Annotated in this window: 10 protein-coding genes; 6 read left to right on the forward strand and 4 right to left on the reverse strand. The window is 58.8% G+C overall.

Annotated elements, in window-relative coordinates; genetic code table 11:
- Positions 1-51 precede the first annotated feature (51 nt).
- The 3 genes from fabD (at position 52) to HNI00_RS18650 (ending at position 2,256) form a co-directional block, all read left to right on the forward strand.
- The gene (fabD, locus tag HNI00_RS18640) at positions 52-942 is read left to right on the forward strand and encodes an ACP S-malonyltransferase (RefSeq protein WP_316788369.1); all 891 of its coding nucleotides are present in this window, start codon (positions 52-54) and stop codon (positions 940-942) included.
- Positions 943-978: 36 nt separating this feature from the next.
- Positions 979-1,611, forward strand: a complete 633-nt coding sequence (locus HNI00_RS18645) for a lysophospholipid acyltransferase family protein (RefSeq protein WP_172355395.1) — start codon at positions 979-981, stop codon at positions 1,609-1,611.
- A 351-nt stretch (positions 1,612-1,962) separates the two neighbouring features.
- Positions 1,963-2,256, forward strand: a complete 294-nt coding sequence (locus HNI00_RS18650; RefSeq protein WP_297075084.1) for a DUF2288 domain-containing protein — start codon at positions 1,963-1,965, stop codon at positions 2,254-2,256.
- Between the two features lie 268 nt (positions 2,257-2,524).
- Here the strand turns inward: HNI00_RS18650 and HNI00_RS18655 are convergent, their stop codons facing one another.
- The 4 genes from HNI00_RS18655 to HNI00_RS18670 form a co-directional block, all read right to left on the reverse strand.
- Complete coding sequence (locus HNI00_RS18655; protein WP_316788373.1) at positions 2,525-3,112, reverse strand: YdcF family protein; 588 nt, start codon at positions 3,110-3,112, stop codon at positions 2,525-2,527.
- A 308-nt stretch (positions 3,113-3,420) separates the two neighbouring features.
- Positions 3,421-4,473, reverse strand: a complete 1,053-nt coding sequence (locus HNI00_RS18660; RefSeq protein ID WP_316788375.1) for a bifunctional heptose 7-phosphate kinase/heptose 1-phosphate adenyltransferase — start codon at positions 4,471-4,473, stop codon at positions 3,421-3,423.
- A 15-nt stretch (positions 4,474-4,488) separates the two neighbouring features.
- Positions 4,489-5,745, reverse strand: a complete 1,257-nt coding sequence (locus tag HNI00_RS18665) for a hypothetical protein (protein ID WP_316788377.1) — start codon at positions 5,743-5,745, stop codon at positions 4,489-4,491.
- Between the two features lie 28 nt (positions 5,746-5,773).
- Positions 5,774-6,520 carry a precorrin-2 C(20)-methyltransferase gene (locus HNI00_RS18670; protein WP_316788379.1) on the reverse strand — a complete coding sequence of 249 codons (747 nt, stop codon included), beginning with the start codon at positions 6,518-6,520 and terminating at the stop codon, positions 5,774-5,776.
- A gap of 156 nt (positions 6,521-6,676) precedes the next feature.
- On the opposite strand from HNI00_RS18670, the gene HNI00_RS18675 reads away from it, so the two are divergent.
- From HNI00_RS18675 to HNI00_RS18685, 3 genes are all read left to right on the forward strand, one after another.
- Positions 6,677-8,266, forward strand: coding sequence for a gamma-glutamyltransferase family protein (locus HNI00_RS18675; RefSeq protein ID WP_316788381.1), 1,590 nt, complete (start codon positions 6,677-6,679; stop codon positions 8,264-8,266).
- Positions 8,267-8,561: 295 nt separating this feature from the next.
- On the forward strand, positions 8,562-9,173 hold the full coding sequence (locus HNI00_RS18680; RefSeq protein ID WP_316788383.1) for a chorismate lyase: 612 nt from the start codon (positions 8,562-8,564) through the stop codon (positions 9,171-9,173).
- A gap of 587 nt (positions 9,174-9,760) precedes the next feature.
- Positions 9,761-15,298: a PAS domain S-box protein gene (locus HNI00_RS18685; RefSeq protein WP_316788385.1), complete on the forward strand. Its 5,538-nt coding sequence runs from the start codon at positions 9,761-9,763 to the stop codon at positions 15,296-15,298.
- Positions 15,299-15,326: the final 28 nt, after the last annotated feature.

A 15,326-nucleotide genomic window follows, 5' to 3' on the forward strand; every position in this document is an offset into this window, starting at 1 on the left:
AGAGTTCTGATCACAGTTTGGATCACGGTCTTGATCACTAGGCGTTGAAATATGACAAAGACAGCGTGGGTCTTTCCTGGGCAAGGGTCGCAGGCAGTTGGCATGGGGGCTGACCTATTTGACCTGCCCGCCGCTCAGCAGCGGTTTGAGCAGGCGGCGGAGATTTTGGGCTGGTCGGTGCCAGAGATTTGCCAGAGCGAAGACGACAAGGTGTCCAAAACGCTCTACACCCAGCCCTGCCTCTACACCGTCGAGAGCATCCTGGTAGATTTGCTGCTGGAAAGGGGGTTACAACCTGCGCTGGTGGCGGGTCACAGTTTAGGTGAATATGTGGCGCTGTACGCGGCGCGGGTGTTTGAGTTTGAGTCGGGCCTGCGGCTGGTGAAGCGCCGGGCTGAGCTAATGGATAGCGCATCCGAAGGGATGATGGCGGCGCTGCTGGGGTTTGACCGGGCGCAGCTCGAAGCGGCGATCGCCCAAACGCCGGATGTCGTGCTGGCAAACGACAACAACGACGGTCAGGTGGTCATTTCGGGAACGCCGAGCGCCGTGGAATCCATCATGTCTGGGGTCAAGTGCAAGCGGGCCGTCAAACTCAACGTCAGCGGCGCATTCCACTCGCCCCTGATGGCAGACGCGGCAGCAGAATTTCGCACCGTGCTGGATAGCGTGGCGTTTCAGACGGCCCAAGTCCCCGTCTTGTCGAACGTAGACCCCACGCCCGCCACCGATGCTGCTGTGCTAAAAGACCGCCTCGATCGGCAGATGACGGGTTCTGTCCGCTGGCGCGAAATCTCCCTCCAGCTTTCCCAGGCAGGTATCGAGCGGGTTGTCGAAGTGGGCCCTGGCAAGGTGCTGACGGGCATCATCAAGCGCACCTGCCCGGACGTAGCGCTGGAAAACGTGGGGGCGATCGCCGACATCGAGCGCGTGGCCGTGTGATGCCGCTGAACTCCCCGTCAACCCAACAGTCCTACCATGCGCGATCGCGAACCCCCGGTCAGCCTTGCTCTCTACCACCTGTTCAAATGGTCGGTGGTGGCACCGATGCTGCGGTTTTACTTTCGCGGGCGGGTCTATGGACTGGAGAACGTCCCCCAGCGCGGGCCGCTGATTGTGGTGGCAAACCATGCCAGCGACTTTGACCCGCCGCTGCTGTCGTGCTGTGTGCGGCGACCCGTGTCCTACATGGCCAAGGAAGAACTGTTTCGCGTGCCCGTGCTAAAGCAGGCGATCGCCCTCTATGGAGCCTATCCAGTAAAGCGGGGTTCGGCGGACCGCAGCGCCATTCGAGCGGCCCTGCATCAGCTTGAGCAGGGCTGGGCGGTGGGAATTTTCCTCTCTGGCACGCGCACCCCCGACGGCCGCATTCCCGACGCAAAGCTGGGTGCGGCGATGATTGCGTCTAAGGTGCAGGCTCCCCTGCTGCCCGTTAGCCTCTGGGGTACAGAGGCAATTCTCCCCAAGGGCAGTCGATTTCCCCGCCCAGTGCCCATTACAGTGCGAATAGGACAGCCCATTCAGCCGCCAGCGGGCGATCGCGCTGCCCTAGAGCAGGTCACGCAGCGCTGTGTAGAAACAATTCACGCAATGCACGACCTGGGGCGGTAAATTTATGTTAAGAATTATAAATAAAACTCGAGTTGGGCTGAGAAAGTCCAAGGGTGAGGGTTGGAATCTGAAGCGCTTAGGGGCTTGCGGTTTGCACCCCTAAGTTCAAGCCACATTTGGAATGCGGGGCTTTACATTGCAGCGTGCAGTGCGACGAACATGACATGATTTGTACTTTGAGTCAGATCTCAGTAAGGTCTTCTCAGTGAGGTTTTAAGGTCTTAAGGTCTTAAGGTCTACAGAGAGGGTCTATAGAGTTTTTGTAAGGGAACCGCCCGATTTTAGGGGAATCTCATCGAACTGCGGTCTATAGAACTAGACCAACCATGTTGAGTAGCGAGGGTTGTCGGAATGCAGGATTTGCGGGCAGAGCTGGCGGGCACGATGGGCGAGGCAGAGTGGGACTGGCTCATGCCCCATGCGGAGCGGAATGCGCTAGTGCTGGTGGCCACAGGTCTGGATCTGCTGGATGTGGGCGTGGCGATCGCCTCGGATCACACTACAACGGTGCAACGATGGATTGACGAAGGACTGATCCAAAAGCCCAGCCCTGAGCAAATCAAAGTTTGGAACAGCAGTCGCAACAAGCGATTCAACGCGCTGATTTTGCAGCCCTACGTGCTGGTGCAAGACGTGTTGGCGTAGAGATGAATTAGCGTAGAGATGATGGGATCAAGGGGGTGTATCCCACTTTTGTAACCCTCACCCTATATCCCTCTCCCAGGGCGGGAGAGGGACTTCCAATCCGGCTCTCCTTCTCCCTTTTTGGGAGAAGGGGCTGGGGGATGAGGGCAACCTTGCAGGACTAAGATGCGCCCGATCAAGGCGACCGATTTCTGGCTGAGGCTAGTCTTGAAAGTAGCGGCTTAGCGTCGCGCCTGTGTGCCCCGTCGTCACCCATAGCACGGCTCGGCTAGTCTCGAAAGTAGCGGCCTAGCGTCGCGCCCGTGTGCCCCGTCGTCACCCATAGCACGGCTCTGGCGGCATCTCGCACCACCTTATCAGTCGTTTCGGCAGGCTGCGTCGAAGGCACTTCCACTGGCTTAAACTCGATACCCCGGCTGCCCAAGACAATTTTGCCAATCACCCAGGCGCGGCGCATGTGGTAGTCAGACGTGATTAGGTAAATGCTGCTGATGCCCTGGGATTCAAACTCATCTACCAGCGTTGTGAAGTTGGTGAGAGTATCCACTGCTCGATAGTCCAACCGGAGGCGATCGCGCTCAATTCCTGCCTCCCTAAACACCCATTCCGCATATTCTGGATTGCTGCCCGACGAAATCCAAACGGGCAGATCGGGATGCTTTCGGGCAAACTCTGCCGCAAACTGCTCTCGCGCCGTTGACCCACCCAACACCAGCACCGCCTCTGGCTCTCGCAGCAAAGCCCTGACCTCCTTGAGCGCAATATAGCCCAGCCCCAAAACCAAGGCAAAACCCAGCAGTTTGGCAAGCCCAAATTGCCGCTGGCGACGACGAGTGGTAGGAAAGATAGAAGACATGGCGCAGCGTAATGCAAATCCGAAGCAATCTTACTTGAGAGAACCCTTAAAAGGTAACCAGCTAAACCTTTTTCCGCAATCCCAGTGGGCATGGGAACTTGCCTCACCGCACTTCATGGGTGCGATTTGGTGCGATTGTCTCTTCGCAGACGGTGACTTCGCAGATGGTGACTCCGCAGACGGTGACTCCGCAGACGGTGACTCCGCAGACGGCGACTCCGCAGACGGCGACTCAAGTGCTTACACTCTATCGCATCACTTTAGGGCAGATCCCAACAGGCCATAGAAATCTTTCGATTATTAGCGGGTTACTTGCTGGCTTCCACCAGGCTCCGGAGGGCAGCTTTCATTTCCGCCACGCTGGTCGTAGCTGTACCAAATTGACGGACGACAATGCTGGCGGCCAAGTTGCCCAGGATTGCCGCTTCCACAGGTGTTGCGCCGACGATTAGCCCCAGCGTCAGCGCCGCCACCACTGTATCTCCCGCGCCCGTCACGTCAAACACGTCCGTCCGGTTAAACGCAGGAACATGGTGCTGAGAACCGTCCTGGCTAAACAGGCTCATGCCCTCCTCGCCGCGAGTAATCAGCATGTGCTGGGCGCGGGTCAGACGCAGCAGGTCGGCTCCTGCCTGGGCAAGGCGATTCCCGGAGGGAGTGCTTCGCGAATCGCCCCCTGTAATTCCATAGCCCACGGCTTTCTCTGCTTCCGGCAGATTGGGCGTGAAAACCGTGGCTCCAGCAAAGCGGTGCAGGTCGATCTGGGTATCCACGACACAGAGAGAATGCTGCAAGGCGGCCTCAATCACCGGGGCACTCAGCACGCCGTCGCCATAGTCCGAGCAGACCACCGCGTCTACGGTATTGAGGTGCTGCCGAATATAGTCCGCCAGCGCCAACTGCAAGTCTGGGTCGGCGGGCGCGTCGGACTTGCGATCGACCCGCACGATCTGCTGCGTCACAGACTGACGAGCATGGCCGGAAATGCGCGTTTTGGTAACCGTGGGGCGATCGCCATCCAGCAAAATGCCGCCCGTGTCGATGCCTGCCGCCTCGAAAATGCGCCGCAGCACTGCCCCCTGCTCGTCTTTGCCCACCAGCCCAACGGCCTTGACCTGCGCCCCCAGTTTCGCCAGGTTATAGACCGCGTTTGCGCCGCCGCCGGGAATTTGCCGCGTCTCCTCGTGCCGCAAGATTAGCACCGGAGCCTCCCGCGACAGCCGCTCCACCTGCCCCGTTAGAAACTCGTCTAGCGTCAGGTCACCCGCTACCATGACCCTCGCCTCGGTAAACCGATCCATCAGCGCGTTCAGTCGGGGGGCGATCGCCCGCAGGTGCTCCAGAAACGCTGCCTCTACCATGCGCTTGTCTCCTCTCTAGCTGGCAGGCGACGGAGCGGGTGCAGGCAGGTCTGGGCAGCGCTCATTCTCCTGCGAATATTTCACTTCAAACAAATAGGGACGAGTTTCGCCTGTGGTGTTTTCAATTGGGCGAGTCCGCACGACGGCGATCGCATCGGCGTTCAAAATGCCGTAGCCAGAACTCCGCAGCAGCGTCGGCGGCTGCACCTGCTTGCCTTCGGCATCTACCACCACACCAACCACCGCCGACGGCACTTTATCTTCATCCAGCTCTAGCTGAAGCAGGCAAGCATTCAGCGGCAGTTCGACCGCAATCTCGCGGGGGCGCACCGCATCGGGATCGGGAATTTCCACGCCAAGCTGATCAAACCAGGCAATATAGGCCAGATTCGCCTCATCGGGCTTCGTCCCCTGGGGATTGTAGGCAAACAGTTCCGGGCGATCGCGCTGGAGGGCTGCGAGCTGCTGAGCAGGCGACAGGGCAGGCGCGGTCGGGGTTGGCGAAGCCGCTGGAGAACTGGGAGCCGCCGGAGAAGCCGCCGGGCTGGGCGCTGGGGAGGCCTCGACCGTCGGAGAAGCCGCCGGGCTGGGCGAGGCTGTGGGGCTGGGCGAAGCCGCAATCGACGGCGCAGGCGAGGGGCTGGCAATCACCGACGGCAGCGTGGGGAACAGGGGCGAATTGTTTTGGGAGCCAGAGGGCAGCCGCAGCGAGGGCCCATCGGTGGAAAACTCTGGGTCTAGCGATGGCGTTGACGGAGAGGGCGAGGGCACAAGGGACGGAATTGACGAGGGCGCGGACGATGGGGGCAGCGTAAAGGTCGAACGGGGCGGCAGCGTCGTCCGGGGGCGGCTAGTGGCGCTGAAGCTAGGACTCAAGGACGATAGCGGCGGCAAGGGCGGCGCAGGCGGCACAAAGAAGGGCGGCAGCGCAGAGGGCGATCGCCCCGTTTGCCCCGGCAGCGGCGACAGGCTAAAGGACGACCCCGGCGCGGGCTGCGGCAGCGTCGTAGACGGATTCGAGAAGGTGGGCAATTCCAAATTTGGCTGGGCAAAACTGGGAACGCGGCTCAGTTCCTCCGGCGTGAGTTGCACCAGCGACACGGGCCGCTGCACCTGCCGCTCGGTCGGCAGCTTTTGCCCCGGCAAAAACGGCAAAAACGCCCACAGCAATAGATGCGCCCCCACTGAAGCCAGCGCCGCCCAGAACAGCGGCTCCTGCGACCACCGTTGCAGCCAATTTTCGGGATAGGGTTCAGCAGAGTAATACGTCATACGCGCTTCGTCGAAAGCCTCTGAAATTTTAGCGTAGGGAGGTCGGAGCGGGGGTCGGCAATCGCTGATCTGTGCCACACTTCACCAACAGCAGCGAAAAATAGGGCAGCTTTAGCGAAGGGCGATCGCGCAAGTCGGCATGGATCACCTGCGTGGGCTGGCTGGCCCGCTCGACCACGTAACTGTGCTGAAGCAGACCGCGCCGCTCCAGCACAGGCCAGACTTGTTCGTACACTGAACTCACTTTCATTAAAACCAATACATCCGCCGTATCCAGCGCCGTTTCCAAATCTGCAACGGTGTATAAAGCGGGCAGCACCACCAGCCGCTCGGCCCGCACAGTCAGCGGCAGACCCAGCGCCGCCGCCGCCGCCATTGGAGAGCAGATGCCAGGAATCGTCTCTACCTGCGCTTCGGGGTGTTGCTGCATTACGGTCTGCGCCAAATAGGTAAAGGTGCTGTAGAAGCTGACATCGCCTTCCGAGACAAACACCACGTCGTCGCCCTGCTGCAAATAGTTCCAGACCTGTGCCGCAGCCGTTTCCCAGGCTTGCCTCAGGGTCGCCTCCTCCTGCACATAGGGAAAGTCCAGCGCCAACTGCACCTGGTCTGGCCGCAACCACTGCGCCACAATCTGCTGCGCCACGCCCTGCTTGCCCCCTAGCCCTGCCGGAAACGCCACCACAGGCGACGACTGCAATAGCCGCAGCCCTTTCACAGAAATGAGTTCTGGGTCGCCGGGGCCAGCGCCCACGCCGTAGAGAGTACCTGTCATAAAGGAGCTTGGGAGTTTGGGAGGGGGTGAGATGATGGGGGAGGAAACGAGGAGAGCCTGCTGTTCTCAACGCGACTCTCTCCCTATCATGCTATCCAGCATGACGCTTCGTTCTATTTCCCTGACCCACTAGATTTCCTACTTCCAGGCTTCCGCATGACCCTCACCCACTATCCCTATCCCTCCGGTCGTCGCGTCATTATGGGGCAGCGATGCGCGATGGCGACGAGTCAGCCGCTAGCCACGATGGCGGGGGCAGAGATGATCTGGGCAGGGGGGAATGCGGTGGATGCGGCGCTGGCGATGGCGATCGCCCTGACGGTCGTAGAACCCACCTCCAACGGCATTGGGTCGGATGCGTTTGCGCTGGTGTGGGACGGGCAACTGCACGGGCTGAATGCGTCGGGGCGGAGTCCCCACGGGCTGGCGCGGGCAGACTTTGGCGACTCGGCCACAGTGCCGCTGTGTGACTGGCGGGCGGTGACGGTGCCGGGGGCGGTGTCGGGCTGGCGATCGCTCTGGCAGCGGTGGGGCCAGCTCCCCTTCGAGCAATTGTTTGAACCCGCAATCCGCTATGCGAAACAGGGCTTTCCGGTGTCGCCAGAGACGGCGCGGGCATGGCAACGAGCAGAGCGGGTGTTTTTGCCGCTGCAAGGGAAAGAATTCGAGCCGTTCAAGCGGGTGTTTTTTGCGGGCGATCGCGCTCCCAGGGCGGGCGAAATCTGGCGCAGCGAGGGCCATGCCAGAACCCTGCGGGCGATCGCCCAATCCGGCGGCGAGGCATTATACACCGGCGAGTTGGCCCAGACCCTCACCCGCTTTGCTGCCAGCACGGGCGGATTTTTGACGCTGGCAGATCTGGAAAGTCATACCGCCGACTGGGTTACGCCGATTTCGACGACCTACCGCGACCTGACGGTGTGGGAACTGCCGCCCAACGGCCAGGGCATCGCCGCGCTGATGGCGCTCAACATTCTGGAAGGCGTTGACCTGGGGCGCTATCCCCGCGATTCGGCCGACAGTTTCCATTGGCAAATCGAGGCCATGAAGCTGGCCTTTGCCGATGCCTATCGCTATGTTGCCGATCCGCGCAGTCTGGAATTTGACCCGGCGCGGCTGCTGGACAAGGGCTACGCGGGCGATCGCCGTTCCCTCATTGCCGACACCGCCCTGCCCCTGGCAAAACCCGGCATCCCCAAAGGCGGCACGGTGTTCCTCGTGGCTGCGGAACCTGACCTGATGGTGTCCTTCATCCAATCCAACTACGAAGGCTTTGGCAGCGGCATCCTAATCCCCGATACGGGCATCGCCCTGCACAATCGCGGCGCGGGCTTCACGCTGGAACCAGGACACCCCAACGACTATGCCCCCAGCAAGCGCCCGTTTCACACGATTATCCCCGGCTTTTTGACCCGCAACGGACAGCCGCTTGGCCCCTTCGGCGTGATGGGCGCACCCATGCAGCCCCAGGGCCATGTGCAGGTGGTGGTGAACTTGACCGACTACGGCATGAACCCCCAAGCCGCGCTGGATGCTCCCCGCTGGCGCTTCCTGCGGGACAACCAGGTGCTGCTGGAACAGGCTGTGCCGCCTTCTGTGGTGCGAGCGTTGGGCGATCGCCATCATGCAGTCCAGGTCAGCGCCGAAGTCAGCCAGTTTGGTAAAGGGCAAATTATCTTGAAGCACGGCAGCACCCTGATCGCCGCCACGGAACCCAGGGCAGATGGCGTGGCGATCGCCCTTTAGGAAGAAGGGAGAGGAAAAAACGAAGAACGAAGAGCGAAGAACGAAGAGCGAAAAGGGTTGGGGCATTTCCGTCTGTCCATCGCCTCTGCAATTCACGTTATGATGCAAGTACAAGCTTAAAGTTTTGTAAACGACTGCGCTTGGGCAGCCATCCGTGATTGTCTCAGGAGGCAACTGCACTAGAGCCAGCGCCATCGTCACGGGTTGACAGCAGTGCTAACTATTTGGCAGCTAGCCGGCCGGTCGTTGCTCAGCTTTCCTAGCCCGTCCCCCCCACTCCTACCCTTAACGCGCCTTGACTCCAGCCATCAAGCCTTCCCAACGCCCAACCCTGCCCACTGCCTGGCACGCCCTAAATCCGCTCTGGCAGGGTGGAGAAGACGTAGTGCAAAAAGGCTTGCCTCATCACCAACTGGCTCCGGCGTGGCAAATGCTGCTGCTGGGAGACGGTTCCCCTACCCGCCACTTGCAATTGCTAACGGGCGAACCGACCGAGGTGGACGTGATTGATATGTCGCTGGTGGGCATGGATCATGACTACGCGCCGGAACAGCTTTCCGTAGTGCCAGGGCCACGGGTGCGGCGACAGGTGTGGCTCCGCACGGCATCGGGGCAGCGCCTCGCCTATGCTACGTCCTGGTGGAACGCTGAGCATGTGGATGAATATCTGCAAAATCGTTCGCTGGGGATCTGGGTCAACCTGACGCGGCTCCGCACCGAGCTATACCGGGATGTGCAGGGCATTTACTACGGGCATTCGTCGAGTTTGGAACTGGCGTTTGGCGAAGCGGGGCCGTTTTGGGGGCGGCACTATCTCTTCTGGCATCACGGACACCCGATTACGCTGATTTACGAAGTGTTTTCGCCCTATCTCAGGCAATATCTGGGCCCGGTGCGCCATATTTAACTGCCATATTTAACGCAGAATTTCACCCCGCAAAACGGAAGGGATTGCAAATCGAACTGTTTCTTTCCGCAATGTTTCAGTTGCGGAGGGATTGCTCACCCCGTTAGGCTTGCAGATAATCCTGGCGCTTTTAGCGAAGGTTTCTGGCTACAAAATCTGGCTACACAGTTCAGCTATAAAGTCTGGCTACAAAGAAAAATAGATCCTTAACCTTTCTGGCTCAGCGATACAAATCTGGGTGACTGAGCGCATCCTTAAATAGTAAGAAGGACGGTTTTGCGTCGTATGTGCATCGTGTATGTGGCGACACCTTGCACAACTCTTTTATCCCAGCCTTATCTGTCATGATGATGCCTGATCAGTCGCGGCGCTTACTTCCTGAGACAGATGTTTCCTGTAGCGTAGGCAAAAGACAAAATACTGAAAGCTTTAATGAAATAGAACCGACCATAGAGCCGACTACAGAGCCAACTACAGAGCCGACTACAAAACTGGATCAAGGGACAGAAGCGCTTCATCGCTTAGCGGCTTCGTTTGACCCACAAAGCTGGATTCTGAAAACTCGACATGAAGAGTTTGCTGCTCATTTGCGCTGTTTTCTCCAGCAGGTCTGTGAAGCGGGCGAGTGGGGGCTGGGAGTCTGCTGGCTTCCCCACGACCCTCTAGAACAGCAGGGATGGGCAGCGAGTTGGATCAGTCCGCTGGCAGTGCAAGACGGTTCGGTAGAGCCAGAGGCGATGACTGTAGATGCGCCAGTTACAAATCTGCCAGTTACAAATCTGCCAGTTACAAATCTGCCAGTCGCAGACCTGTTGGGATGTGCAGGTGTGGCGCTGCTGGAGCGGGCGTGGAACCATCGACAGGCGGAATGGGTCGTGGATTTGACGAAGCAGCCTCCGGAGGCGCGAGAGGAATCGCCTGTGCCTGCGACGCAGCCGAATCCAGCCGTAGCCCCAAGCCTGGCTCTAAACTTGGCTCCAAATTTGGCTCAAAACATCGCTCTAACCGGAGTTCCAAACTGGCGATCGGCGCTGGCGGTGCCTGTGATGGAGAGCGATCGCCCGTTGGCAGTGCTGGTGTTCGCCAGTCGAGACGCACGGGCCGAAGATTCTCAAGTCGTGCAACTGATGAGGGCGATCGCTGCTCAACTAGGTACAGTCATCCAGTTTCGCCAAACAGAAGCAACCCTGCGGCAAAATGAGTCCCGATTTCGCGCCGTTTTTGAACACGCCAATATTAGTATTGGCATGACGGCGCTGGACGGTCGCATTATTGATGTCAACGCGGCCTCGACCCAGATCTTTGGCTATAGCCGAGAAGAGTTCTACAGCCTGAACTTCAAGGACTATAGCCATCCAGAGGATTTGGAGATCGACTTGGCCCTGCTACAAGACATGATCGAAGGGCGGCGCAATCACTACCAGATTGAAAAGCGCTATATTCGCAAGGACGGGAGCATCTTTTGGGCAAACCTGACGGTCTGTGCTGTGCGCGATGAGCAAGGGGCGCTGCAATTTACCTTTGCCATTGTGGAAGACATTACCAACCGCAAGCAGGCCGAAGATGCGCTGCGCCAGAGCGAAACTCTTAACCGCAATCTCCTGAGGGCGCTGCCGGAAATGCTGTTTATCGTTGATCGACAGGGCACTTGTCTGCATATTCAAACTGAGCAAGACGATGATTTGGTGTGTCCTCCAAGCGAGCAACTGGGTCGGCAGATTGAAGAACTGTTGCCCGCTGCGGTCGCGCAGTCGATGATGCGGGCGATCGCCCAGGCAGCGCAAACCGGAATTGTGCAAACCCTGGAATACAGCCTGCTGCTGCAAGGCGAGGAGCGCTGCTTTGAGGCTCGCATTGCGGACTGCGGCACTGAGTCGCTTCAAAGCAGCAATCAAATCTTGGACGACCGGCTGGGCAATCTGTTTGCCTGTTCGTTAGATAGCCCAGCGGGTTGCCAAGCCTCCGACCCAATTTTCATTGTCAGCGTGCGAAATATTACCCAGCGCAAGCGCACTGAGCGGGCCCTGCGGGAACAAGAGGCGTTTCTGCGGCTGATTATCGACAATATTCCCCAGCACGTTTTCTGGAAAGACTGCAATCTCATCTATCGCGGCGGCAACCGCAACTTTGCCCATTCCGCCGGATTCGAGCATCCAGAAGATCTGGTGGGAAAATCTGACCACGACCTCTGGCCTGCTGACCAGGCGGATCGCTATGTGGCGAGCGATCGCGAAGTGCTGGCAACCGGACAGGCCAAACTGCACATGGTTCGCAAAAAGGTGCTGGCCGACGGCCGCGAGATCTGGCAAGATGCCAGCAAGGTGCCCATTCGAGATGCCGACGGCAAGATTATTGGCATTCTTGGCTCCTACGATGACACCACCGAGCGCAAGCAGGCCGAAGAAGCCCTGGCCCAGCGAGAGCAATACCTTGCAACGCTGGTGGACGTGCAGCAGCAGTTGCTCTTGCTGGACAATCCAGCAGAAATTTATGCCCTCGTCTCCCAGCGCTTAGGACAGATTTCTGGCACAAGTCGGGTCTACGTGTTTGAAAACAGCCGCGACTCGGACGGCAATTTGCGGATGCACTATGTGCATGAATGGTGCGCCGAGGGAATCTCTCCCAACATCGACCGACCGCTGCTCAAGGGATTGCGCTATCTCGACTATTCCACCCAGTTTGAACAGATCCTCTCCAAAGGGCAACCCTATGCGGGGATTGTGGCGGAACTGTCTGCCTCGGAGCGGGCCGTGCTAGAGCCGCAGGGCGTGCTATCGCTGCTGGTGTTGCCGCTGCTGGTAAATGGCGAGTTTTTTGGGTTTATCGGCTTTTCAAACTGTGTAGAGGCGCGAACCTGGACGGCGGCGGAGGTGGGTTTGCTGCGGGCGGCGGCGGCGGCCGTTTCTCTGGCGTTGGAGCGGGCCCAGGCGGCGGCGGCCCTGCGTCAGAGCGAGTCCCGCTATCGGCTGCTGACCGAACACGCCACTGACCTGATTTCTGGCCATGCGCCCGACGGCACCTATCGCTATGCCTCCCCGGCTTGCCAAGCGCTGCTGGGCTATCGTCCAGAGGATTTGATAGGGCGATCGCTCGCAGATCTTCTGCACCCCCAAGATCGCGAAAGTCTGCTCAACACAGCGCTTCCCCAGTCTCCCTCGCAGTCTCCCTCGCAGTCTCCACCGCAGTCCCCGTTGCAGTCTCTCTTGCTAAATCGTGGGCCCGTGGTCTATCGCATTCGCCATGCCAAGGGTCACTACATCTGGTTTGAAACGCGCAGCAAGGCGCTCTGCGATCCGGCGACGCAGCAGGTTCTAGAAATTATCGCCGTTTCCCGCGACATCACTGAGCGCAAGCAGTCAGAGCAATTATTGGCAGGGCAAAAGCGGGTTCTAGAAAAAATTGCGACAGGTGCTGACCTGGCAGAAACGCTGAAACTGCTGCTCCAGGTGATTGAATCTCAAGCGGACGGGCTGATTGGCTCAATTTTGCTGCTGGATGCAACAGGGCAGCGGATCGAAGGCGGTGTTACCAATAGCCTGCCTAATACCTACGTTGAGCAGGTCAAAGGGGCGGAAATTGGACCTAAGGCGGGTTCCTGCGGCACGGCCATGTATCGGCGATCGCCCGTGATTACCCCCGACCTCTACCAAGACCCCCTCTGGGAAGACTATCGCGATTTTGCACGGCAGTTTGGGCTGGTGTCTTGCTGGTCGCTGCCCATTCTCTCCTCCCAGGGCAGCGTCTTGGGCAGCATTGCGATTCACAGCCGCACACCGCGTACCCCAACCGCCGCGGACTGGTCGCTTCTGGAAATTGCTGCGCCGCTGGCGGGCATTGCCATCGAGCAAGCGCGGGCAGATGCGGCCCTGCAAGCCGCCGAAGCCAAGTATCGGGGCATTTTTGAAAACGCAGTGGAGGGGATTTTTCAAAGCACGCCCGATGGGCAATACTTGATGGTCAACCCGATGCTGGCAAGGCTGTATGGCTACGAGTCGCCCGCCGACCTGATGGCGAATTTGACCAATATCGAGCAGCAACTCTATGTAGATCCGCAGCGTCGGGCAGAGTTTGTGCGGCTGATGCAGACGGAGGGCACGGTTCAAGGGTTCGAGTCGGAGGTGTATCGAAAGGATGGCAGTATTATCTGGATTTCGGAATCGGCGCGAGCGCTGTACGATGCGGCGGGAAGCCTGATTCGGTTTGAAGGAACCGTGGAAAATATCACCCGACGCAAGCGGGCAGAATTGGAGCTGCTGAACCGCGACAATCTGTTGCAGGGGGTTGCCCAGGCTGCAAATTGCCTGCTCACCCACGAGGATTTATCGACGGCCATCTCCCAGGCGATCGCCATTCTGGGCACGATGGCCCGGGTTGATCGGGTGTTTATTGCCGAAAATCATCCCCACGGAACGACGGGTGAGATGGCCATGAGCGTCCGCTATGAATGGGTTCGCGAAGGCACAACCCCTTGCCTGTCCGATTGGCAAAATCAGCCCTACGCCGCCCACGGTTTAGGTCGCTGGTATGAGCAGTTTTTGCTGGGCAAGTCCGTGGGAGGAATTGCGCGAGAGTTTCCCAGGGACGAGCAGAAAGTGCTGGCAGCGGTTCGCGTTCTGTCTTCGCTGATGGTGCCGATTTTTATCGAAGATGAGCTTTGGGGGTATATCGGGCTAGACGACTGTCGGGCTGAGCGGCAATGGTCTGCAAGCGACGAATCCAGCCTGCGGGCGATCGCCGCCAGTTTAGGAGGCGCGATCAAGCGCCAGCGCACTGAAGAGAAAATGCGCTACCAGGCCTTTCATGACGCGCTGACAGGTCTACCCAACCGGATGATGTTCAACCGCCATTTGTATCTCATGCTGGCCCGTTCCCGCCGTAAACAAGAGCCATTTGCCGTCGTTTTTCTAGACCTGGATCGGTTCAAGACCATCAACGACACGCTGGGCCATGCGGTGGGCGATTGCCTGCTGGAACAAGCTACGCAGCGCCTCACCTACTGCCTGCGCGAAGAGGACACCATCGCCCGCTGGGGCGGCGACGAGTTTACCCTGCTGCTGCCCAATCTAAAATCGCCCCAGGATGCCAGCCGCATCGCCGAGCGAATTTCGGAGAACCTGCGCCCCCCCTTCTACGTCGATAGCCACGAGCTACACATTACGTGCAGTATGGGCATTGCCCTGTTTCCAGAGCACGGAACCGATGCCCAAACTCTGCTGAAAAATGCCGATGCCGCGCTCTACCTGGCCAAAGGGCACGGACGCGACAATCATCAGTTTTACACGCCTGCAATTACTAGCCAGTCTACAGAGCGCCTCGCCCTCGACAGCAGCCTGCACTACGCACTAAAACGGCAGGAATTTACCCTCCACTATCAGCCCCAGGTCAATGTCCTGACGGGGGAAATTATTCAGATGGAGGCACTACTCCGCTGGACTCATCCCAAACTTGGGCTAATTTCACCCCAGACTTTTATCGGGCTAGCAGAGGAAAATGGGCTGATCGTTCCCATCGGGTTTTGGGTTCTCCGCACAGCCTGTCTGCAAAACAAGCAGTGGCAAGAAGCCGGCCTTGGCCCCCTGCGAGTGGCAGTAAATCTATCCGCACGACAGTTTCAGCAGCCTAACCTAGTAGGTGCGATCGCCAGCATCCTAGAAGAAACGGGATTGCCGCCAACTAGCCTGGAGCTAGAGATTACCGAGACGGCTGCGATGCAGAATGTGGAGTTCACCACCACACTGCTGCACGAGCTACAGGATATGGGCGTGCGGATTGCAATGGACGACTTTGGCACAGGCTACTCGTCGCTGGGCTATCTGAAGCAATTTCCGCTCAACACGCTAAAAATTGACCGATCCTTCGTTAAAGATGTGACGGCCAACCCAGACGATGCGGCAATTGTGGCGGCAATTGTGGCACTAGGCCAGGGGCTGAACTTGAACGTCGTCGCTGAAGGCGTAGAAACGGTAGATCAGCTTGCCAAGCTGCGATCGCTCCAGTGCGAGGAAATGCAGGGCAATCTCTTCAGTCGTCCGCTAGATGCAGCGGCTGCCACCCAGTTTTTGCAAAAGAACCAGCCTCGCAGCAACCTCCAGCGGTTCTGTCAGCCGTCCGATCGACCGGGCTAAAGAGCGATTTGGTTAAACAGCGAGGCAG

The organism is Thermoleptolyngbya oregonensis NK1-22, from assembly GCF_032705245.1.
Lineage (GTDB): Bacteria > Cyanobacteriota > Cyanobacteriia > Elainellales > Elainellaceae > Thermoleptolyngbya > Thermoleptolyngbya sichuanensis.

Coding starts and splice junctions, on each gene's coding strand:
- HNI00_RS18650 (WP_297075084.1), top strand. CDS start 1,963: ATGCAGGATTTGCGGGCAGAGCTGGCGGGCACGATGGGCGAGGCAGAG.
- HNI00_RS18645 (WP_172355395.1), top strand. CDS start 979: ATGCGCGATCGCGAACCCCCGGTCAGCCTTGCTCTCTACCACCTGTTC.
- HNI00_RS18665 (WP_316788377.1), bottom strand. CDS start 5,745: ATGACGTATTACTCTGCTGAACCCTATCCCGAAAATTGGCTGCAACGG.
- HNI00_RS18675 (WP_316788381.1), top strand. CDS start 6,677: ATGACCCTCACCCACTATCCCTATCCCTCCGGTCGTCGCGTCATTATG.
- fabD (WP_316788369.1), top strand. CDS start 52: ATGACAAAGACAGCGTGGGTCTTTCCTGGGCAAGGGTCGCAGGCAGTT.
- HNI00_RS18660 (WP_316788375.1), bottom strand. CDS start 4,473: ATGGTAGAGGCAGCGTTTCTGGAGCACCTGCGGGCGATCGCCCCCCGA.
- HNI00_RS18670 (WP_316788379.1), bottom strand. CDS start 6,520: ATGACAGGTACTCTCTACGGCGTGGGCGCTGGCCCCGGCGACCCAGAA.
- HNI00_RS18655 (WP_316788373.1), bottom strand. CDS start 3,112: ATGTCTTCTATCTTTCCTACCACTCGTCGTCGCCAGCGGCAATTTGGG.